The 17,929-nt window shown below is 45.9% G+C and carries 24 protein-coding genes, 1 tRNA gene and 1 pseudogene; 1 reads left to right on the plus strand and 25 read right to left on the minus strand.

Going from position 1 to position 17,929, the window contains the following annotated elements; all coding sequences use genetic code 11:
- Nucleotides 1-32: 32 nt before the first annotated feature.
- From IPJ02_06120 to IPJ02_06150, 7 genes are all read right to left on the minus strand, one after another.
- A complete protein-coding gene (locus tag IPJ02_06120) occupies nucleotides 33-2,039 on the minus strand; it encodes a glycoside hydrolase family 127 protein (protein ID MBK7375126.1) in 2,007 nt (668 codons plus the stop codon).
- 86 nt (nucleotides 2,040-2,125) lie between these two features.
- The gene (locus tag IPJ02_06125; GenBank protein MBK7375127.1) at nucleotides 2,126-2,287 is read right to left on the minus strand and encodes a GIY-YIG nuclease family protein; all 162 of its coding nucleotides are present in this window, start codon (nucleotides 2,285-2,287) and stop codon (nucleotides 2,126-2,128) included.
- 16 nt (nucleotides 2,288-2,303) lie between these two features.
- Nucleotides 2,304-2,377 (minus strand) — tRNA-Ala (locus IPJ02_06130).
- A gap of 442 nt (nucleotides 2,378-2,819) precedes the next feature.
- Nucleotides 2,820-3,581 (minus strand): hypothetical protein, encoded by a 762-nt coding sequence (locus IPJ02_06135; protein ID MBK7375128.1) that lies wholly within the window; start codon nucleotides 3,579-3,581, stop codon nucleotides 2,820-2,822.
- A gap of 78 nt (nucleotides 3,582-3,659) precedes the next feature.
- The gene (locus IPJ02_06140; protein ID MBK7375129.1) at nucleotides 3,660-4,985 is read right to left on the minus strand and encodes a citrate (Si)-synthase, eukaryotic; all 1,326 of its coding nucleotides are present in this window, start codon (nucleotides 4,983-4,985) and stop codon (nucleotides 3,660-3,662) included.
- A gap of 188 nt (nucleotides 4,986-5,173) precedes the next feature.
- Nucleotides 5,174-6,268, minus strand: coding sequence for an LptF/LptG family permease (locus IPJ02_06145; GenBank protein ID MBK7375130.1), 1,095 nt, complete (start codon nucleotides 6,266-6,268; stop codon nucleotides 5,174-5,176).
- A 136-nt stretch (nucleotides 6,269-6,404) separates the two neighbouring features.
- Nucleotides 6,405-7,655, minus strand: a complete 1,251-nt coding sequence (locus IPJ02_06150; protein ID MBK7375131.1) for an NAD(P)/FAD-dependent oxidoreductase — start codon at nucleotides 7,653-7,655, stop codon at nucleotides 6,405-6,407.
- Nucleotides 7,656-7,704: 49 nt separating this feature from the next.
- Here IPJ02_06150 and IPJ02_06155 point away from each other — a divergent pair, with 49 nt between their 5' ends.
- Nucleotides 7,705-8,295 carry a hypothetical protein gene (locus IPJ02_06155; GenBank protein ID MBK7375132.1) on the plus strand — a complete coding sequence of 197 codons (591 nt, stop codon included), beginning with the start codon at nucleotides 7,705-7,707 and terminating at the stop codon, nucleotides 8,293-8,295.
- Here IPJ02_06155 and map read toward each other — a convergent pair.
- From map to rpsS, 18 genes and pseudogenes are all read right to left on the minus strand, one after another.
- Nucleotides 8,275-9,096 carry a type I methionyl aminopeptidase gene (map, locus tag IPJ02_06160; GenBank protein MBK7375133.1) on the minus strand — a complete coding sequence of 274 codons (822 nt, stop codon included), beginning with the start codon at nucleotides 9,094-9,096 and terminating at the stop codon, nucleotides 8,275-8,277. The two genes, IPJ02_06155 and map, sit on opposite strands and share 21 nt — an antisense overlap.
- Before the next feature lie 127 nt (nucleotides 9,097-9,223).
- A pseudogene (gene secY / locus IPJ02_06165) lies at nucleotides 9,224-10,554 on the minus strand (preprotein translocase subunit SecY).
- Between the two features lie 78 nt (nucleotides 10,555-10,632).
- Complete coding sequence (gene rplO, locus IPJ02_06170) at nucleotides 10,633-11,082, minus strand: 50S ribosomal protein L15 (GenBank protein ID MBK7375134.1); 450 nt, start codon at nucleotides 11,080-11,082, stop codon at nucleotides 10,633-10,635.
- Nucleotides 11,083-11,195: 113 nt separating this feature from the next.
- Nucleotides 11,196-11,378, minus strand: a complete 183-nt coding sequence (rpmD, locus tag IPJ02_06175) for a 50S ribosomal protein L30 (GenBank protein ID MBK7375135.1) — start codon at nucleotides 11,376-11,378, stop codon at nucleotides 11,196-11,198.
- 86 nt (nucleotides 11,379-11,464) lie between these two features.
- Nucleotides 11,465-11,983 carry a 30S ribosomal protein S5 gene (rpsE, locus tag IPJ02_06180; GenBank protein MBK7375136.1) on the minus strand — a complete coding sequence of 173 codons (519 nt, stop codon included), beginning with the start codon at nucleotides 11,981-11,983 and terminating at the stop codon, nucleotides 11,465-11,467.
- A 29-nt stretch (nucleotides 11,984-12,012) separates the two neighbouring features.
- Complete coding sequence (gene rplR, locus IPJ02_06185; GenBank protein ID MBK7375137.1) at nucleotides 12,013-12,366, minus strand: 50S ribosomal protein L18; 354 nt, start codon at nucleotides 12,364-12,366, stop codon at nucleotides 12,013-12,015.
- Between the two features lie 115 nt (nucleotides 12,367-12,481).
- Complete coding sequence (gene rplF / locus IPJ02_06190; GenBank protein ID MBK7375138.1) at nucleotides 12,482-13,036, minus strand: 50S ribosomal protein L6; 555 nt, start codon at nucleotides 13,034-13,036, stop codon at nucleotides 12,482-12,484.
- A gap of 79 nt (nucleotides 13,037-13,115) precedes the next feature.
- Nucleotides 13,116-13,514, minus strand: a complete 399-nt coding sequence (rpsH, locus tag IPJ02_06195) for a 30S ribosomal protein S8 (GenBank protein MBK7375139.1) — start codon at nucleotides 13,512-13,514, stop codon at nucleotides 13,116-13,118.
- A 99-nt stretch (nucleotides 13,515-13,613) separates the two neighbouring features.
- Nucleotides 13,614-13,883: a 30S ribosomal protein S14 gene (gene rpsN, locus IPJ02_06200; protein MBK7375140.1), complete on the minus strand. Its 270-nt coding sequence runs from the start codon at nucleotides 13,881-13,883 to the stop codon at nucleotides 13,614-13,616.
- Nucleotides 13,884-13,953: 70 nt separating this feature from the next.
- Entirely contained in the window at nucleotides 13,954-14,520 is a 567-nt protein-coding gene (rplE, locus tag IPJ02_06205) for a 50S ribosomal protein L5 (protein ID MBK7375141.1), read from the minus strand.
- The gene (rplX, locus tag IPJ02_06210) at nucleotides 14,520-14,858 is read right to left on the minus strand and encodes a 50S ribosomal protein L24 (GenBank protein MBK7375142.1); all 339 of its coding nucleotides are present in this window, start codon (nucleotides 14,856-14,858) and stop codon (nucleotides 14,520-14,522) included. The genes rplE and rplX overlap by 1 nt, the downstream gene beginning before the upstream one ends.
- 46 nt (nucleotides 14,859-14,904) lie before the next feature.
- The gene (gene rplN, locus IPJ02_06215) at nucleotides 14,905-15,273 is read right to left on the minus strand and encodes a 50S ribosomal protein L14 (GenBank protein MBK7375143.1); all 369 of its coding nucleotides are present in this window, start codon (nucleotides 15,271-15,273) and stop codon (nucleotides 14,905-14,907) included.
- Between the two features lie 87 nt (nucleotides 15,274-15,360).
- Nucleotides 15,361-15,615, minus strand: coding sequence for a 30S ribosomal protein S17 (rpsQ, locus tag IPJ02_06220; GenBank protein MBK7375144.1), 255 nt, complete (start codon nucleotides 15,613-15,615; stop codon nucleotides 15,361-15,363).
- Nucleotides 15,616-15,639: 24 nt separating this feature from the next.
- Entirely contained in the window at nucleotides 15,640-15,849 is a 210-nt protein-coding gene (gene rpmC / locus IPJ02_06225; GenBank protein ID MBK7375145.1) for a 50S ribosomal protein L29, read from the minus strand.
- An 87-nt stretch (nucleotides 15,850-15,936) separates the two neighbouring features.
- Nucleotides 15,937-16,326: a 50S ribosomal protein L16 gene (rplP, locus tag IPJ02_06230; protein ID MBK7375146.1), complete on the minus strand. Its 390-nt coding sequence runs from the start codon at nucleotides 16,324-16,326 to the stop codon at nucleotides 15,937-15,939.
- A gap of 45 nt (nucleotides 16,327-16,371) precedes the next feature.
- Nucleotides 16,372-17,148 (minus strand): 30S ribosomal protein S3, encoded by a 777-nt coding sequence (gene rpsC / locus IPJ02_06235; GenBank protein MBK7375147.1) that lies wholly within the window; start codon nucleotides 17,146-17,148, stop codon nucleotides 16,372-16,374.
- A 24-nt stretch (nucleotides 17,149-17,172) separates the two neighbouring features.
- Nucleotides 17,173-17,520: a 50S ribosomal protein L22 gene (rplV, locus tag IPJ02_06240; protein ID MBK7375148.1), complete on the minus strand. Its 348-nt coding sequence runs from the start codon at nucleotides 17,518-17,520 to the stop codon at nucleotides 17,173-17,175.
- 79 nt (nucleotides 17,521-17,599) lie between these two features.
- Nucleotides 17,600-17,872, minus strand: a complete 273-nt coding sequence (gene rpsS, locus IPJ02_06245) for a 30S ribosomal protein S19 (protein ID MBK7375149.1) — start codon at nucleotides 17,870-17,872, stop codon at nucleotides 17,600-17,602.
- Nucleotides 17,873-17,929 lie beyond the last annotated feature (57 nt).

A 17,929-nucleotide genomic window follows, 5' to 3' on the forward strand; every position in this document is an offset into this window, starting at 1 on the left:
GGTAACCCCGTATCCTCAACCGCATCAGCCCATCACCTGCTTAATAACTCCACATCCTTAACCCAGGCGGGGAACCAAACTGTCATTTCTCCTTTGCCGCGGTTGGCCCAGCTGTAGTAAGGGACCAGGGTTATGGATCTCCTTTCCGTGGTGACCGATTCATCATTATTGACCGTTACAACAGGCGCTTCGGTTCTTAACGTCATCACGCCATTTAATAAGCCCGGTTTAAACCCGGCAATAAAGCCGGAAGCGGAAGGAAGGATGATATTTGACGTCTTTCCATTGTTATCTGCCCATTCAGCACAATACATGATGGGACCCCGCTGCAATGCCACTTTACCAATATCATTTTTTATTTTTTCATTCGCTGTTACCCTTTTCACTTCCATCGGCAACCGTACTTCCATCACATCATTCTTTTTCCAGGTTCTGCTTATTACGGCATAGCCGTTTTCCAGTTCATAGGCCACAGCTTCTCCATTTACTTTTATTCCGGGTTTTGCGTTGCTGCCGGATTCAAACCGGTACAGGTCAGACGGAACAGCACTGTTCATTACCCAGCCGGGAATACGAATGCGTATCTTAAATGTACTGGCCTTTGCTGTATTGATCTTAAAATGCAGGTCCCCGTCCCACGGATAATTATTCTGCTGGATTACCTGCACCGGTATTTTATTCATCACAATATCTGCAGTGCTGCTGATGAAAAGGTTTACAAAAAGATCATCCCCCTTTTGTGCATACATATAACCGGGTATTGCAGGTATAAAGCGGCAGATATTGGTAGGACAGCAACTGCATTCAAACCAGCCCGAACGTTCCCTTTCAATATCCGGGTGTGAAAAACTGTTACGTATCTCCATGGCATTTGTATAGAAAAAAGACTTTCCATCCAGTCCCACTCCCGAGATCAGCCCGTTGTAGAGGGTTTTCTCCAGCACATCCATGTATTTAGCATCTCCATGCAGCAGGAACATGCGGTAGTTCCAGTAAACATTGGCAATGGATGCACAGGTCTCATTGTACGCTGTGTTATTCGGCAATTCATAATTGGCGCCAAAGCGTTCTCCGTCACCAACGGCTCCGATACCACCCTGCACGTATAATTTTTTTGATACCACATTCTCCCATATCCGGTCAATGGCTTTCGTGAGGCTGTCGTTACCGGTGAGTGCTGCCACATCGGCCACCGCAGCATATAGATACCCCGCCCTTACCGCGTGGCCAACAGCTTCCGATTGCATCAGCACCGGTTTGTCGTCCTGCCAATAGGAACCATTCTTCCAGACGTCTGTGCTTTTCGGATCATACCCTTTGTATTGTCCTCTTGCATCAATGAAAAATTTAGCGGTGGCCAGGTACTCCTGCCTGCCGGTAATGCGGAATAACTTTACCAGGCCCATTTCCACCACTTCATGCCCGGGGGCAACCGTTCTTTTACCGGGACCAAAAACAGAACAAACAAGGTCGGCATTCTTTAACGCGATATCAAGCAGGTTCCTTTTTTTGGTGGCCAGGTAATGCGCCGCCGCCGCTTCGTACAAATGGCCTGCATTGTATAATTCATGGCTCAGTTCCCGTTCTTTCTCCCAGCGTTCTTTGCCTACCCAGTTGCCCACATTCACCGGATCAATGGTTCGGGCAGTGTATAAATAGCCGTCTGCTTCCTGTGCATTTTTAATGATAACGATCAAAGAATCAACATAGGCGTCCAGTTTTTTATCGGGATGCGTAGCCAGGGAAAAGGCAGCGCCTTCAATGGTTTTGTAGATATCGGTATCGTCGAACGGATAGCGGGTACAGAATTTTCCCTTCTTTGCCGCCGCCATGACGAAATTCTTTACCCGTCCTGTATTCTCACATCGTTCAAAGGATGCCGGGATGGTAACCGTGCGGTTGATCTCGATCCGGGGCAGCCAGAAATTGTCGGAAAGGTGCACCTGCGTAAAATCAACTTCCTTCAATGCATAATCTTTTTGCTGTGCATAAACGGATGCTGTGACAATCATGCTGATAAGCAAAATATTTTTTTTCATGAGGAAGTTATTTATCATTTACAGAATACTGCCTGGCGGGCTGTCTCACGAATCACCGGTAATACAAGGTAATTTAAATGGAAATTTTAAAAAATCATAGAAAGCGCCTGTTTTGTCGCTTTTGACCCTGCGTTATTATGCCGGAAAATCCTGTCCTCCAGGCTCTGTGTATGCCCAATATAAAATTGGTCAAGTGAAGGCGAATAAATGATATAGACATAAAAGGGCATAAAATACAAAAGGCTCACTATTGGTGAGCCTTTGTGGAGAGTATCGGGGTCGAACCGACGACCTCTTGCATGCCATGCAAGCGCTCTAGCCAACTGAGCTAACCCCCCTTATTTTTTTAAGAACAAATTCTTCTTCGAACCGACTAACTTCCCGCACTCCTGCGGGACGCTCTAGCCTCCCAACTCGGGAGAGCTAACCCCCCTTATTTTTTTAAGAACAAATTCTTCTTCGAACCGACTAACTTCCCGCACTCCTGCGGGACGCTCTAGCCTCCCGATAACTATCGGGAGAGCTAACCCCCCTTATTTTTTTAAGAACAAATTCTTCTTCGAACCGACTAACTTCCCGCACTCCTGCGGGACGCTCTAGCCTCCCGATAACTATCGGGAGAGCTAACCCCCCTTATTGTTTAAGAACAAATTCATTTCCCAACCGACAACCTTCCCGCTTTCAGGCGGGACGCTCTAGCCTCCCGATAACTATCGGGAGAGCTAACCCCCAAACGGATTGCAAATATACTGGCAGGGGCCTTTGGTTCAAAATGAATTTTTAATCCTGCTTATTGGCCGGAGATGCGGGCACTGTATTATTGCCGCCATTCACTTTATTGGCACCGGCTTCTATGCTTTTAATTGCCTCCAGGTTCTGTCGGGCCAGTAAAAAACTGCTGTCCAAAGCCAGGGCTTTTTCAAAGTATTGTTTCGCCTCTGCTTTTTTATCCAGATCATAAAGGGCCAACGCATGAATATTGTAGATACCGGCCTGCAGGTAGGTACGGCCTACCTGCTCGCCCACGTTATAGGTCATGGTGTATTCTGGTTTAAACGTCTGCCTTTCCACACTCACTGCCGTAGAAACACATTCTGCCAGTCTTTTAATACCATACTGCAATTCCATCAGTTTGTAGGCATGGTATGGGCTTTGTGTCTTGCCATATAGCTGTTCAAAGATGTTGATGGCCTCTTTGGGCTGCTGCAGTTTATCCAGGCAAATACCTTTCATCTCCAGCAAACCGTTATCCGCTGGTTTTACTTTCAACCTTTTGTCGGCCCAGTAATAACATTGCACATAAGAGCCCTGCTGCATATACAGCATAGCCAGCGTGTCTTCATAAACACCGTTGGCACCCTGGTCGGCCACGTAATAACCAAGCGCAGTTATCGCAGTATTCAGATCCCCGCTAATAACTGACTGGTTGAATACTTTTAAGTGGGGGTTGTTTTTAGCAGCAGGAACATTGGATCTACCCGCCTGGGCAAAGGCTGAAACACAAAAAAACAGGTACAGGACCGCAAGATTTACTTTTTTCATCATCATCAATTTTTGGGGGCTCAAAGTAACAAAAAAACCGGAAACGGGTCCGGTTTGCAAATCAATTATATTCCAGGTTTATCCTTCCCATATCTCTTCCTTTCCAGCCAGCCATTCCTTTACCAGGTTTGTGGTAACCGATTTTGGCCTTTCCAGCGGAAAGCCCAGGGCCCTGTCCCAGCAAAGGCTTGCCAGCACACCCAATGCCCTGGACACACCAAACAGGACCGTATAGAATTCATACTCAATAAAACCATAATGTACCAGCAGTGCGCCGCTGTGGGCATCCACATTGGGCCATGGATTCTTTATTTTGGCAATAGAACCCAGGATCGGTGGAACGGATTCATAAATATTCCAGACCGTCTGTACCAGTGGATCATCGGGCATGTGTTTTTTACCAAATTCCACCTGGGCGGTAAAGCGGGGGTCTGTTTTACGCAACACAGCATGGCCATAACCGGGCACTACTTTTCCTTCGCTCAGGGTCTTCTTAACGTATTCTTCGATCTGCTGTTTGGATGGTATCTCTGCACCGATCTCCTCCCGCAGTTCATAGATCCACTTGATCACTTCCTGGTTTGCCAGTCCGTGCAAGGGGCCGGCCAGCCCGTTCATCCCGGCCGCAAAACTTAAGTAAGGATCACTTAAGGCAGAACCCACCAGGTGCGTGGTATGTGCAGATACATTCCCTCCTTCATGGTCGGCATGAATGGTCATGTACAACCGCATCAGTTCATGAAAACCCTCGTCTTCATAACCCATCATGTGGGCAAAATTTCCCGACCAGTCAAGCAGTCCGTTGGGCTGGATGTGCTCCCCGTTCTTGTATTTACGGCGATAGATATAAGCAGCAATACGGGGCAGGCGGGCAATGAGGTCCATCGAGTCATCAAACAGGGCATCCCAGTAATCTTTTTTATTCATGCCCTTTGCATAACGCTTGGCAAACTGGCTTTCGGTCTGCAGGCTCATGATGGCCACCACAAACTGCGTCATGGGATGCGTGCTTACGGGCAGTGCTTCTATGGTTGCAAAAACATGGTTGGGCACATGGCTGCGGCGCTGCCACACACTGCTTAAATGCTGTACATCGTCTTCGCTGGGCAATGCCCCTACCAGCATCAGGTAAAACAATCCTTCCGGAAGCGGTTCTGTTCCACCGGGGATCTTGGGAAGTTTTTCTCTTAGTTCCGGAATGGAATAACCCCGGAAACGGATGCCGTCCTGTGCATCAAGCAAGGAAGTTTCCGATACCAGGCCTGTCATGCCCCGCATGCCCTGGTATATCTGGCTGAGCGTTACTTCACCAATCACTTTATTGCCGTGTTCTTTCAGTAAGTCCTTGATTTCTATGGCTACTGTATCTGCTTTCTCTTTGAACCTGTCTTTAATGATACCCATGATCTCTTTATTATAAATGAATGAAAATTATTTGTTGCGGTACTGGTTCTCGCCTTTGTGGGATTGCTTTCCGGTTTTGAAATAAATGCTGCAGCAACCAGACTTTGAAGGCGCTTAAAATTACGACGCAACCAACTCTTAAACAAAAGTTTTGAAGGAAAGTTTGCCTGTAAAAGGCTTTTGAAATCTTATTTTGGCGCCCGCCTGTAAAGATAAAATGCCAGCAGCCCGAAAATGATATTGGGGGCCCATGCGGCCAGTAACGGGGTGAAGTTTCCCTTGGTGGCGAACACAATTGAAAAACGGCTGAAGAGTATATACATTACGCTGATGATAACCCCCACAGCCAGGTGAAAGCCGCTCCCTCCCCTGATCTTACGGGAAGCCAGTACTGCGCCGATGATGGTAAGGATGAGTACCGATACGGGAATGGCATCCCGGTTATATCTTTCAACCAACAGGGTATTCAGCATTTCAGATCCCCGTAACCTTTCCAGTTTTATGAACTCATTCAGTTCGGGGGTTGGCAGCTGGTCTTTAAAGTATTCATCTTTCCGAAGATCACGGGGCTTAAAATTATAATTAACCAGCTTCACCGGCATTTTCTTTATGCGCTCAGAAATGCTGTCCAATGTTCGCTCTACCGGATCAAGCAACCGCCATTTCCTGCTGGTGGAATCCCAGTTGAACTGTTCTGCCCGCAGGTTGTACACCAGTTTATTACCCGAAAACTGCTGGACAAAGAGTCCATTGCCCGATCTCAAAACAGTATCATAGCCACGTATCCCCACATAGGTGTTTGAATCCAGTTTAAAATACAGGTTTTGTTTATACGTTGAATTATTGCTTACCACCGTAGCCGGACCGTCGATATACCTGGCTTCAAAATTTCCCCATATCTGGTTTGCCCTTGGCACCACGTACTGGTAGCCTGCCCACAACAAAGCGGATAAAAAAATACCCCCGATAACATACGGAAGTAAAAACCTCCGGAAACTGACCCCGCTGCTGAGTATGGCAATAACTTCTGAGCGCCCCGCCATTTTGGAGGTAAAGAATATGACCGAGATGAAAACAAAAAGAGGGAAAAGCATGGCATCAATACGGGGAATGAACCCGATGTAATAATCCATGATGATCTGGTAAACAGATAAACCCGATTTTACAAAATTATCCGTCTTTTCGCTGATGTCGACCACCACCACGATGGCAGTAAACAGCAACAGGCAAAAGAAAAAAGTAGTAAGGTATTTTACCAGTATGTAGCGGTCGATTTTTTTCATGAGAAATGTGAAGACAAAAGTAAACGAAAACCCGTTGAAATCGTTGAAATCGTTGCAGGGTTTAAAGGTTTAAGGGTTCGTTCACAACCTCTTCAACGACTTAAACGACTTCAACGGATTAAACGATTGAAACGTCCTAAACGTCAAAACGTGCAATTGCATTCGCCGCAATCCATCCCGTCGTCCATGCATTTTGAAAATTAAACCCGCCGGTAATGCCGTCAACGTTGATGATCTCTCCTGCAAAGAACAACCCCGGGAATTTTTTGCTCTGCATGGTATTGAAATCTATTTCATTCAATTCAATACCTCCTGCCGTTACAAACTCCTCTTTATAGGTTGTTTTTCCTTTCACTTCATATTCACTGGCACAAAGATTTTTGATGAGCCTGTTTTGGGCGGCGGCAGGCAGGTCGGCCCAGCGCAGGTCTTCTTTTACACCCGATCCAAGTAAAATGAATTCCCATAACCTGTTCGGTAAGGCAAATGGATTCCTGTTTACGATCTTTTGTGATGCCAGTTCAAAGCGGAATTTTTGAATCCTTTCCCGCAGGCTGTTCTCATTAAGATCCGGTACCCAGTTCACCAGTATGCTGAAATGCCAGTTGCATTTTGCCAGTTCTCTTGCTTCCCACGCAGAAAGCCTCAGTATGGCCGGACCACTCATGCCCCAGTGCGTGATCAGCAAGGGCCCTTCTTCACTGTGTTTTGACCCGCTTATCTTAACCCGTGCTTTTTCAACGGATATACCCATCAAAGAAGTGATGGCATTACCGGGCATACCTGCCTGTCCGGTAGACAGGTTGAATGTGAAAAGTGAAGGAACGGGTTCTTCAATACCATGACCTTGCTGTGTAAGCCAGTTGTACTGCAGGGGTTTTGGATAGCCGCCGCTTGCCACACAAACATAATCGGCCTCTATCACCTCGCCCTCATTCATGACCAAGGACCAATGACCATTGTCTGTTGCCAACTGCTTTACCTCCCTGTTCATCCGGATCTCCACGCCATATTTATTTGCCTCTTTCACCAGGCAATCAATGATCGTTTGCGAAGAGTCGGTTACAGGGAACATACGTCCGTCTGCTTCGGTCTTCAGTTCCACACCTCTTTCTTTGAACCAGGCAATGGCATCGTTAGTAAAAAATGATGAAATGCTTTTAAGGAAAGAGCCGCCCCTCGGATATTTCCTTACCATTTCGGCAATACTGAAACAGGCATGGGTCACGTTGCAACGGCCACCGCCGCTGATCCTTACTTTGCTTAGGAGTTTATTTGACTTTTCCAGGATGATCACATCCAGCAACGGGTTCAGCCTGGCTGCATTCACCGCACAGAAAAAACCTGCTGCACCCCCACCGATAACGATCAATCTTTTTTTCTTCATCCTGTTATTTGTAACTTCAAACTTAAGAATAACATTCAACCCCAGATCAATGGCAGGTAAAATCACCAAAAAAGAATTGCGGGAGATGCCGGTGGTCCGTTATGAAAAAATAAGGGATCACCTGAGGACGGGGCATATCTTTTTTGCCAGCGGCAGTTATGCATTTTCGGGCATCATACAAAACCTCACCAAAAGCACCTGGAGCCATGTGGCGGTGATCTATAAAGATGAAGAACTGGGCAGGGTGCTGGTACTGGAAGCAGAGCCCAGCATAGGTATCCGCCTGATCCCCCTGTCCAATTACCTGAAGAATTACAAAGGGACCAGGCGGCCCTATAAAGGACAGATCGCCATTGCCCAGCTTAATTTCCCGCTGGAAAAACAAAACCTGAACAAGGGGATCAGCTTTGGCCTGGATGAACTGACAAGGCCTTATGATAATTTCGAAATATTCCGCATCATGATCCGTATCCTCCTCCGCATGAGTAAACGGGAAAGGAACAAAGCCTATATCTGCAGCGAACTGGTGAGGGATATATTTGCCAGGTCGGGCGTGGTCATCCATTACAAAGACACGTATATAAGCCCCGACAATATCTGGACAGATGAGCGGATTGAATTAAAGTACCGGGTGCTGTAAGGAATAATCCGAGCAAAGGTTTGCATTTGCTTTTTCAGCCGCTTCGATCTTTACAAAAGAAGATAACACATCGGCCTTACCCCGCTGGATGGCAACATCGTGTTCGTAATGTGCGGCAGGTTTACCATCGGCAGTACGAATGGTCCAGCCGTCCTTATCGTGGTAAACATCCCTGGTACCCAGGTTTATCATGGGTTCAATAGCGATCACCATCCCTTCTTTTAATTTGGCGCCTGTTCCCCGTTTGCCGAAATTCGGCACCTGTGGCTCTTCGTGCAGGTGCCTGCCGAGGCCATGTCCTACCAGGTCCCTTACCACACCATAGCCGTGCTGCTTCTCTGTATATTCCTGTATGGCGTATGCAATATCACCGGTCCGGTTACCATGTATGGCTTTTTCAATTCCCTTGTACAGCGATTCTTTGGTAACCCGCATCAGTCTTTTTAGTTCATCGTTTATTTCGCCAACTCCAAATGTATAAGCACTGTCGCCATGAAACCCGTTTTTAAAAACACCTACGTCAACCGAAACAATATCGCCTTCTTTCAGTTCATCCGCATTGGGAAAGCCATGAACCACCGCATCATTTACCGATATGCAGCAGGTATAGGGGAAGCCGTTGTATCCTTTAAAGGATGCCGTTGCACCATGATCCCTGATGAATTCTTCGGCGATCTTATCCAGTTGTAACGTAGTGATGCCGGGTTTGATAAAGGATGCCACCAAAGCAAGTGCATCACTTACCAGCAGGCTGCTTTCCCGCATCAGTTCTATTTCTGCCTTGCTTTTGTAATGGATCATACCCCTATCTCCGCCAGTTGGCGGAGGATTATTTATGTTTTATTAATAGATTTTAAAACAAACCCCGACTTATTCAGTCGGGGCTTAATTAATTATTTTAAGTCCCCGTGAAGGGGTAAGATATATTTTACACACTTCCTGCAGTAACCTGCTGCCTTCCCTGTATCCGCCCGCTGCTCATCAGGCCATCGTACTGGCGCATCAGCAACTGCGTTTCTATCTGCTGCAGTGTATCCAGGATAACCGCCACATTGATCAGCAGGGATGTACCGCCAAAGAATGTAGAGAAGTCCTGCTGCATTCCAAACAGTACTTCTATGATACCCGGCAGTATACCGACAAAGGCCAGTAGAACAGCGCCCGGTAAAGTTATCCTGTCCATGATGGTACCAATATAATCGGCAGTAGGCTGGCCGGGTTTTACACCGGGAATGAACCCATTGTTCCGTTTCAGTTCATCGGCCATTTGTTTCGGGTTAAATATCAGTGCCGTGTACAGGAAGGTAAAGGCAATAACACAAACAGAATACACGATCATGTATCCGCCGTGGGTATGATCGGTAAAGTATTTGGTCCAGCTGGCCGTGCCACCATAAGAAAATAAGGTAGGCAGGAACAGGATGGCCTGGGCAAAGATGATGGGCATAACACCGGAAGCATTCACTTTCAGTGGCAGGAAATTCCTGGCTCCACCAAACTGGCGGTTGCCTACGATCTGTTTGGCATAATTAACCGGGACCTTCCGGGTACCTGGACAAGCAATATCACACCGAGTATCACGGCAATAAGCAATACCACTTCGATCAGCATAATCAGGATACCGCCGGCTCCCCGGGTGATCCTTGATTCCCATTCGTGAACAAATGATTGCGGCAGGCGGGCCAGGATACCTACCATGATGATGATGGAAGTACCATTACCCAGGCCCTTATCGGTTATCTTTTCACCCAGCCACATTACAAACAAAGTACCTACCGTAAGAATGATGACCGTGGAAACCCAGAAATAATTGACAAAAGACGGAACGATGGCTTCACCCAGGCTTTTTAAATAGCCGATATAGGCAGCTGCCTGGAAGGCGGTTACCAATACGGTAAGGTAACGTGTCCACTGATTGATCTTTTTACGGCCGCTCTCTCCTTCCTTCTGGATCTTTGCCATCTGCGGAACCAGGATGGTCATCAGCTGCATGAAGATAGAAGCAGAGATATAAGGCATGATACCCAATGCAAAAATAGATGCCTTCGAGAAAGCGCCACCTACAAAAGTATCCAGCAATCCCAGCATGCCCGACTGGGCACTGGTAGAGAGCGCTGCTAATTTATTAGGATCGATACCGGGAAGTACGATATAAGAACCCACGCGGTAGATAAAGATCAGCAGTAACGTGAACGTTATCTTATTGCGCAGCTCCTCAATGCTCCAGATATTCTTTAGTGTTTGAATGAACTTCTTCACAGAATGTAAACGATTTAAATGTTTTGCGCTGAATTAAAAATGACCCCGCAAAGCGTGGGCCGGGCAAATATCGTGAAATTATTTAACTATCTCGATGGTACCACCGGACGCTTCAATAGCCGCTTTGGCCTTTTCGCTGGCAGCATTCACTTTGAAACTGTATTTACCTTTCAATTCGCCGTTGCCTAAGATCTTAACACTGTCAAACTGGCTTATCAGCCCGTTGATGTACAGGTTCTGCAGGCTGAATTCGGTAAGGCTGTATTTTTCAGCAAGCTGGTCGATTTGTCCCAGGTTCAGTACTTTAAATTCAATACGGTTATTGTTCCTGAATCCACGTTTTGGAATACGGCGCTGGATCGGCATCTGGCCACCTTCGTGGGCCATTTTGCTTTTGTAACCAGCACGGCTTTGTCCGCCTTTATTACCTTTTGTGGATGTTCCTCCCTTACCGCTTGCTTCGCCGCGGCCGATTCTTTTTTCCTTGTGTGTAGAACCTTTTGCAGGTTTTAGTGTGTGTAGTTTCATTTTATCCTGATTTTGTACTTACGGGGTATCACCCCTCGCTTTGTTTGTTAATTCGTTAAAATGTTAATTGGCTAATCCGTATCAAGGTTTAAACGGATCAACGGATTAATTTTTTATGCCAGTTCTTCCACCTTTACCAGGTGATTCACTTTGTTCACCATACCCAGTATCTGGGGAGTGGCTTCCACTTCCACAGAGGCATTCATCTTTTTTAATCCCAGCGCAGCCATTGTTCTTTTCTGGCGCTCAGAGCGGTCTATCGTGCTTTTAACCTGTGTTACTTTTATCTTTTTCATACCCCTATCCCCTAAAGGGGGATTTGATTTTAATTATTAAAAATATGCCTCCCATTTCTCTCCGCGAGCTGGCGGAGATGGGGGCTTTATCCGTTAAATACTTTCTTCAAGGAGATTCCTCTTGTTTTTGCAACTGAGATCGGCTCACGCAAAGTTGCCAATGCCTTAAATGTTGCTTTAACCACGTTATGCGGATTGGCAGAACCGAGGTTCTTGGCCAACACGTCTGTGATACCGGCAGCTTCCAGGACAGCCCGCATACTACCTCCGGCGATCACACCGGTACCATGTGCGGCAGGCTTGATATACACTTTGGCTGCACCATCCTTGGTTAACTGGTCGTGCGGAATAGTACCATGCATGATCGGAACTTTGATCAGGTTCTTCTTTGCATCTTCAATTCCTTTGGTAATGGCTTCCTGTACTTCTTTGGCCTTTCCCAAACCATGACCAACCACGCCTGCTTCGTTACCTACCACCACCAGGGCAGAGAAACTAAAGGCACGGCCGCCTTTGGTTGTTTTAACAACACGGTTAATCGCAACCACTTTGTCTTTCAGTTCCAGGTCGCCCGCTTTTACTTTATTTCCAATTGTATTTGACATCTATTTTTCTGATTAGAAAGTTTAAAATTTTAAAACACCAGGCCACCTTCCCTTGCACCTTCTGCCACAGCCTTCACACGACCATGATAGATATAACCGCCCCGGTCAAAAACAACGGTTGATATACCCAGTTCTTTTGCCTTGGTGGCAATGGCAGCTCCAACCATTTTACTTTTTTCAATTTTCGGCGCCTTCTGAGCCTGGATATCTTTTTGCCTGGAGGATGCAGCAGCCAGCGTTACGCCATTGCTGTCATCAATTAACTGGGCATAGATGTCGCTGTTACTCCTGAAAACGCTTAACCTTGGTTTTGCAGTAACGCCGCTTACTTTTTTGCGGATGCGGTACCTGATCTTTTTCCTTGCCGTTGACTTGTTGTTCATAATCTTTATTTTTTCTTCCCGATACTGCCGGGAAATTTTGTTAATCCGTTTATTGGTTAATCCGTTTATTGGTTAATCCGTTTAAACGTGTTAACGGATCAACAGATTAACGTTATTACTTGCCAGCCGCTTTACCAGCCTTCCTTCTTAATACTTCGCCGGCAAACTTAACACCCTTACCCTTGTATGGTTCCGGTTTACGCAGGCTCCTGATCTTGGCACAAACCTGGCCGATCAGCTGCTTGTCGATGCTTTCGAAATTGATCATCGGGTTTTGACCTTTTTCCTGTGAAGTGGAAACCTTCAGTTCTTTCGGGATCTCGAAAATGATGTTGTGCGAATAACCCAATGAAAGATCCAGCAGGTTCCCCTGGTTAGATGCTTTGTAACCCACCCCCACCAGTTCCAGTTTTTTGCTGTATCCTTCCGTTACGCCCTTTACCATGTTGCTGACCAGTGAACGGTATAAACCATGCATAGCACGGTGGCGGATCTGGTCGGTCGGCCGAACGATGTTAACAACACCGTCTTTCGCTTCTACCCTGATATCCCTGTCGATGGTCTCTTTTAATTCACCTTTTGGGCCCTTTACAGTAACAATATTATCTGCACCAACTGTAACGGTTACACCAGCAGGGATCGAGATCGGTTGCTTACCTATACGTGACATAAATTTTATTTTATTTTTTCTTCTGACCGGTCAGCCTGCTACAGGATCCGGCTTAATGTATCAGAAAAACTTTCAGTTATTAATAAATATTACACAATACTTCACCACCTACATTCTGTGCCTTCGCTTCTTTGTCGGTCATCACTCCTTTTGAAGTGGAAACGATGGAAACACCCAATCCGTTCTTTACCCGCTTGAATTCAGCAGGCTTTACATATGTACGCAAACCCGGGCGGCTTATCCTTTCCAGGCTCTGTATGGCCGGCAGTTTTGTGGCCGGGTCGTATTTAAGGGCGATCTTGATCACACCTTGCTTGCTGTCATCTTCAAATTTGTATTTCAAGATGTAGCCCTTTTCGTATAAAATCTCGGTGATTCGCTTTTTCAGGTTGCTGGCTGGTATTTCCACGATGCGGTGGTTAGCCATCTGTGCGTTCCGGATTCTAGTCAAATAATCTGCTATCGGATCAGTAACCATTGTTATTTCTGTTAAATGATTTAATAATTTTTTTACAATGCGATATCCTTTTTTCGGGATTCAAGATCCGGGATACTGGATCCGGGATCGGCATTTCGCTTACCAGCTTGCCTTTGTTACTCCGGGTATCTTACCCTGCAAAGCCATATCCCGGAACATGTTCCTGGAAATACCAAAGTGACGGATATAACCCCTTGGACGGCCCGTAAGCTGGCAACGGTTCTTTAAACGAACCGGTGACGCATTCTTCGGGATCAGGTCCAATGCTGCATAGTCGCCGGCTGCTTTTAAGGCGGCCCTTTTCTCGGCATACTTTGCAACCATTACTTCCCGCTTTCTTTGCCTGGCTTCAACTGATTTTTTTGCCATTATTTTTTTTGTTTACTGGTTACTTGGTTAATCCGTTGATACGTGTTAACCAATTAACGGATTAACGTTTTTACTTTTTAATATTCTTGAACGGCATGCCCAATTCCTTCAGCAGTTCAAATGCTTCTTCATTGGTGTTGGCCGTTGTTACAAATGTGATATCCAGGCCGGTTATCTTATTTACCTTGTCAATATCAATTTCAGGGAAAATGATCTGCTCGGTAACACCCAGTGTGTAGTTCCCACGGCCATCAAATGATTTATCATTGATGCCCTTGAAGTCACGTACACGTGGCAGGGATACAGAGACCAGCCTGTCCAGGAATTCATACATCTTCACCCCACGCAACGTAACCCGTGCACCGATCGGCATGCTCTTACGCAGTTTGAAGTTTGAGATATCCTTCTTGGAGATGGTGGCCACTGCCTTCTGACCGGTTATGTTTGATAACTCGTCGATGGCGATGTCGATCAGTTTTTTATCTGTTACCGCGCCGTTCACACCACGATTCAAACAGATCTTGGTAAGCCTGGGCGCCTGCATTACAGTTTTATAACTGAATTTTTTCATTAAAGCAGGTACAACTTCTGATTTGTACTTATCTGCTAATCTTGGAGTGTTTGTTTGTGTGCTCATTATTTTATTACCCCTCCTGATTTTTTTGAGATTCTTACTAGTTTACCGTTTTCCCTGGTACGCTTCACCTTGGTTGGTGCACCTGCCTTGGCATCCCACAACATTACATTGCTGATGGCGATCGGCGCCTCTTTTTTCACAATACCTCCTTTGGTGTTTTGTGAAGTGGGCTTGGTGTGCTTGGTAACGATGTTTACCCCTTCCACCAAAATGCGCTCTTTATCCAGTATTATTTCCAACACTTTGCGGGGCTTCTTCAGGTCTTTGTCCTCGCCGGTAATCACCACTACTGAATCGCCTTTTTTAATGTTGAACTTGGGTTTAAATCTTGTACTCATTGTATTAATTCGCTTTACAGCTTTTTTTCAATTTTTTTACTACTTCTTACAATACTTCGGGAGCCAATGAAATGATCTTCATGTATCCCTTGTCCCGCAACTCCCTTGCCACGGGCCCGAAAATACGGGTACCCCTTGGTTCGTCAGAAGCATTCAGCAGTACCACCGCATTGTCGTCAAAGCGGATGTATGAACCATCTTTACGACGAAGTTTGTTGGTGGTCCGTACGATCACTGCCTTGCTGACCGTTCCTTTTTTGATACCACCAGCCGGCATGGCATCTTTTACCGTTACCACTATCTTATCACCGATCTTTGCATAATCCTGGCCGCTGTTACCCAGTACACGGATACACAGGACTTCCTTTGCACCACTGTTGTCGGCTACATTTAGTCTGCTTTCTTGCTGTATCATTATCTTAATATTTGTTGTTTGTTGTTTGTAGTTTGGTATTGCAAGGATTCACAACTGCCAACCACAAACCGGAAACTATAAACTTTCTTATTTTACTTTTTCAACCACTTCCACCAGTCTCCAGCGTTTTGTTTTGCTCATTGGCCGGGTCTCCATGATCTTAACGGTATCGCCAATGCTGCACTCATTTTTTTCATCATGCGCATGAAACTTGGTAGACTTCTTTACGAACTTTCCATAAAGCGGATGCTTTACTTTACGTTCTACGCTTACGGTAATAGTCTTATCCATTTTGTTGCTGGATACCACTCCTAATTTTGTTTTTCTTAAATTTCTTTCCACGTTCTTTTTTATTTTATGGATTCATTAAAACCCTAACTGAACTTTTTTTAATGCGGTCTTCAAACGGGCCAGGTCCCTTCTTAAAGAGCGGACGCTCTGCGGATTCTCCAGCGGAGAAATGGCATGTGAAAATGAAAGCTTCTTCAGGCGCAGTTCATCTTCCGCGATCTTTGCTTTCAGGTCTGATTCATTCAAACCTTTCAGGCTGTTTAAAAAATCAACTTTCTTTGACATCTTTATTCTATTTGATAATTTGATGAATCAATAATGCTGCGTTAGTCACGATTTCAAACCTCAAACTCTGTTATTTTAATTTTTAGCTCACCACAGGATCGGCAGTTTTTGTGCGGCCAATTCAAACGCTTCTTTTGCTACCTGTTCGGATACACCGTCGCACTCAAACAGGATCCTGCCGGGTTGTACAATGGCAGCCCATCCTTCGGGGTTACCTTTACCTTTACCCATCCTTACCTCAGCTGGTTTTGCTGTAACCGGCTTATCGGGGAATATCCTGATCCACACATTTCCTTCCCGTTTCATGTGGCGGGTCAATGCCTGGCGGGCACTTTCTATCTGGCGGCTGGTCATCCAAACACTATCCAGGGCCTTTAAGCCAAAGGTTCCGAAAGCCAGGGTTGCGCCCCGCTTGGTATCTCCCTTCATTCTTCCTTTCTGCGTCTTTCTGTGTTTTGTTCTTTTCGGTTGTAACATCTTTAAAAAATTTCTAGTTACTTATTCAAATTTTTTTTTACAAAATTATCTTCTTCCGCCGCCGCCTCTTCTGTCGCCACCACCCCTGCGGTCACCACCACCCCTGCGGTCATCCCTCCTGTCAAATCCACCCTGTCTTTCACCCACTTCTTTTCCACCACCGGCTACCACATTCGGGTTGAGGTCACGCTTTCCCAAAACCTCTCCTTTACATATCCAAACCTTTATTCCGATCTTACCATATACCGTTAACGCAAACACATTGGCATAATCAATATCCATACGTAATGTATGTAACGGGGTACGGCCCTGTTTGATCTCTTCACTACGGGCAATTTCAGCACCACCCAAACGGCCACCTACCTTTACCTTAATACCTTCTGCACCCATCCGTAAAGCCGATGCGATCGACATCTTGATCGCCCGCTTGTAGTTGATACGGTTTTCCAGCTGGCGGGCAATGGTATCTGCCACAATGTTCGCATCCAGTTCCGGACGGCGTATCTCCAGTATGTTTATCTGCACATCATCTTTACCACATAATTTTTTCAGCTCTTCTTTAATCCGGTCAACCTCTCCGCCGCCCTTACCAATGATGATACCGGGCTTGGACGTGTGGATGGTAACGATCAGTTTGTTAAGCGTACGCTCAATAACTATTTTAGAGATACCACCCTTGTTGATACGGGCATTCAGGTAATTCCTGATCTTGTTGTCTTCGATCAGTTTCTTTGGATATTCCGTTTTGCTTGCAAACCAGTTGCTGTCCCATCCACGGATGATCCCTAACCTGGCGCCTATCGGATTTGTTTTTTGACCCATATTATTGGTTAATGCTTTTTATTATTAATTTTTAATTGCTTTAGAATCCACGACGATGGTAACATGGTTGCTGCGCTTGCGAACCCGGTAGCCACGTCCCTGTGGTGCAGGGCGCATACGCTTGATGACCCTTGCGCCGTCAACCATCACGGTCTTTACAACCAGCCCGCTTTCATCACCGCCTTCATTTTTCTGTTTCCAGTTGTTGATGGCAGATAATACCAGCTTACGTAAAGGAACAGCCGGATGCTTTGGATTGTGTTCCAGAACGGCCAATGCCTTTTCCACATCCAGTCCACGGATCAGGTCAACCAGCAAACGCATTTTACGCGGCGAGGTTGGATAGTTGTTCAATTTTGCTACTGCTTCCATTTTTATTTAGTTTCTTGATCCCGGATACCGGATACCAGATCAAAGTTTTCTATCCGGTATCTTGTATCCTGTATCAGGTTTATGCTATTTTTTTACTTGAGTGTCCTTTAAAATTCCTGGTAGGTGCAAACTCACCTAATTTATGTCCCACCATGAATTCCGTTACATAGACCGGGATGAATTTGTTTCCGTTATGCACTGCAAACGTTTGCCCTACAAAATCCGGGGTAATGGTGCTTCGGCGACTCCAGGTCTTGATAACACCCTTTTTTGCTTTTCCTTCGATCATTGCAGAAACTTTCGCATTCAGCTTGGATTCTACATAAGGTCCTTTTTTTAACGAACGAGCCATGTTTTATTTTTTTGTTGTTGATTTGTCCGCCGGCAGGCGAGCCATTTTAACAATGAT

The organism is Chitinophagaceae bacterium, from assembly GCA_016710165.1.
In the GTDB taxonomy this organism is placed as follows: Bacteria; Bacteroidota; Bacteroidia; order Chitinophagales; family Chitinophagaceae; genus Ferruginibacter.

What these genes read in the sequence shown, in the direction of transcription:
- rpsE (MBK7375136.1), bottom strand. Translation starts at nt 11,983, where the DNA reads ATGTCAAATACAATTGGAAATAAAGTAAAAGCGGGCGACCTGGAACTG.
- rpsC (MBK7375147.1), bottom strand. Translation starts at nt 17,148, where the DNA reads ATGGGTCAAAAAACAAATCCGATAGGCGCCAGGTTAGGGATCATCCGT.
- rplP (MBK7375146.1), bottom strand. Translation starts at nt 16,326, where the DNA reads ATGTTACAACCGAAAAGAACAAAACACAGAAAGACGCAGAAAGGAAGA.
- rpsN (MBK7375140.1), bottom strand. Translation starts at nt 13,883, where the DNA reads ATGGCAAAAAAATCAGTTGAAGCCAGGCAAAGAAAGCGGGAAGTAATG.
- IPJ02_06155 (MBK7375132.1), top strand. Translation starts at nt 7,705, where the DNA reads ATGGCAGGTAAAATCACCAAAAAAGAATTGCGGGAGATGCCGGTGGTC.
- IPJ02_06150 (MBK7375131.1), bottom strand. Translation starts at nt 7,655, where the DNA reads ATGAAGAAAAAAAGATTGATCGTTATCGGTGGGGGTGCAGCAGGTTTT.
- map (MBK7375133.1), bottom strand. Translation starts at nt 9,096, where the DNA reads ATGATCCATTACAAAAGCAAGGCAGAAATAGAACTGATGCGGGAAAGC.
- IPJ02_06135 (MBK7375128.1), bottom strand. Translation starts at nt 3,581, where the DNA reads ATGAAAAAAGTAAATCTTGCGGTCCTGTACCTGTTTTTTTGTGTTTCA.
- rpmD (MBK7375135.1), bottom strand. Translation starts at nt 11,378, where the DNA reads ATGAAAAAGATAAAAGTAACACAGGTTAAAAGCACGATAGACCGCTCT.
- rplR (MBK7375137.1), bottom strand. Translation starts at nt 12,366, where the DNA reads ATGAACAACAAGTCAACGGCAAGGAAAAAGATCAGGTACCGCATCCGC.
- rplO (MBK7375134.1), bottom strand. Translation starts at nt 11,082, where the DNA reads ATGAAACTACACACACTAAAACCTGCAAAAGGTTCTACACACAAGGAA.
- rplN (MBK7375143.1), bottom strand. Translation starts at nt 15,273, where the DNA reads ATGATACAGCAAGAAAGCAGACTAAATGTAGCCGACAACAGTGGTGCA.
- rpsH (MBK7375139.1), bottom strand. Translation starts at nt 13,514, where the DNA reads ATGGTTACTGATCCGATAGCAGATTATTTGACTAGAATCCGGAACGCA.
- IPJ02_06145 (MBK7375130.1), bottom strand. Translation starts at nt 6,268, where the DNA reads ATGAAAAAAATCGACCGCTACATACTGGTAAAATACCTTACTACTTTT.
- rplX (MBK7375142.1), bottom strand. Translation starts at nt 14,858, where the DNA reads ATGAGTACAAGATTTAAACCCAAGTTCAACATTAAAAAAGGCGATTCA.
- IPJ02_06120 (MBK7375126.1), bottom strand. Translation starts at nt 2,039, where the DNA reads ATGAAAAAAAATATTTTGCTTATCAGCATGATTGTCACAGCATCCGTT.
- rplE (MBK7375141.1), bottom strand. Translation starts at nt 14,520, where the DNA reads ATGAGCACACAAACAAACACTCCAAGATTAGCAGATAAGTACAAATCA.
- rplV (MBK7375148.1), bottom strand. Translation starts at nt 17,520, where the DNA reads ATGGAAGCAGTAGCAAAATTGAACAACTATCCAACCTCGCCGCGTAAA.
- rplF (MBK7375138.1), bottom strand. Translation starts at nt 13,036, where the DNA reads ATGTCACGTATAGGTAAGCAACCGATCTCGATCCCTGCTGGTGTAACC.
- IPJ02_06140 (MBK7375129.1), bottom strand. Translation starts at nt 4,985, where the DNA reads ATGGGTATCATTAAAGACAGGTTCAAAGAGAAAGCAGATACAGTAGCC.
- rpmC (MBK7375145.1), bottom strand. Translation starts at nt 15,849, where the DNA reads ATGTCAAAGAAAGTTGATTTTTTAAACAGCCTGAAAGGTTTGAATGAA.
- rpsS (MBK7375149.1), bottom strand. Translation starts at nt 17,872, where the DNA reads ATGGCTCGTTCGTTAAAAAAAGGACCTTATGTAGAATCCAAGCTGAAT.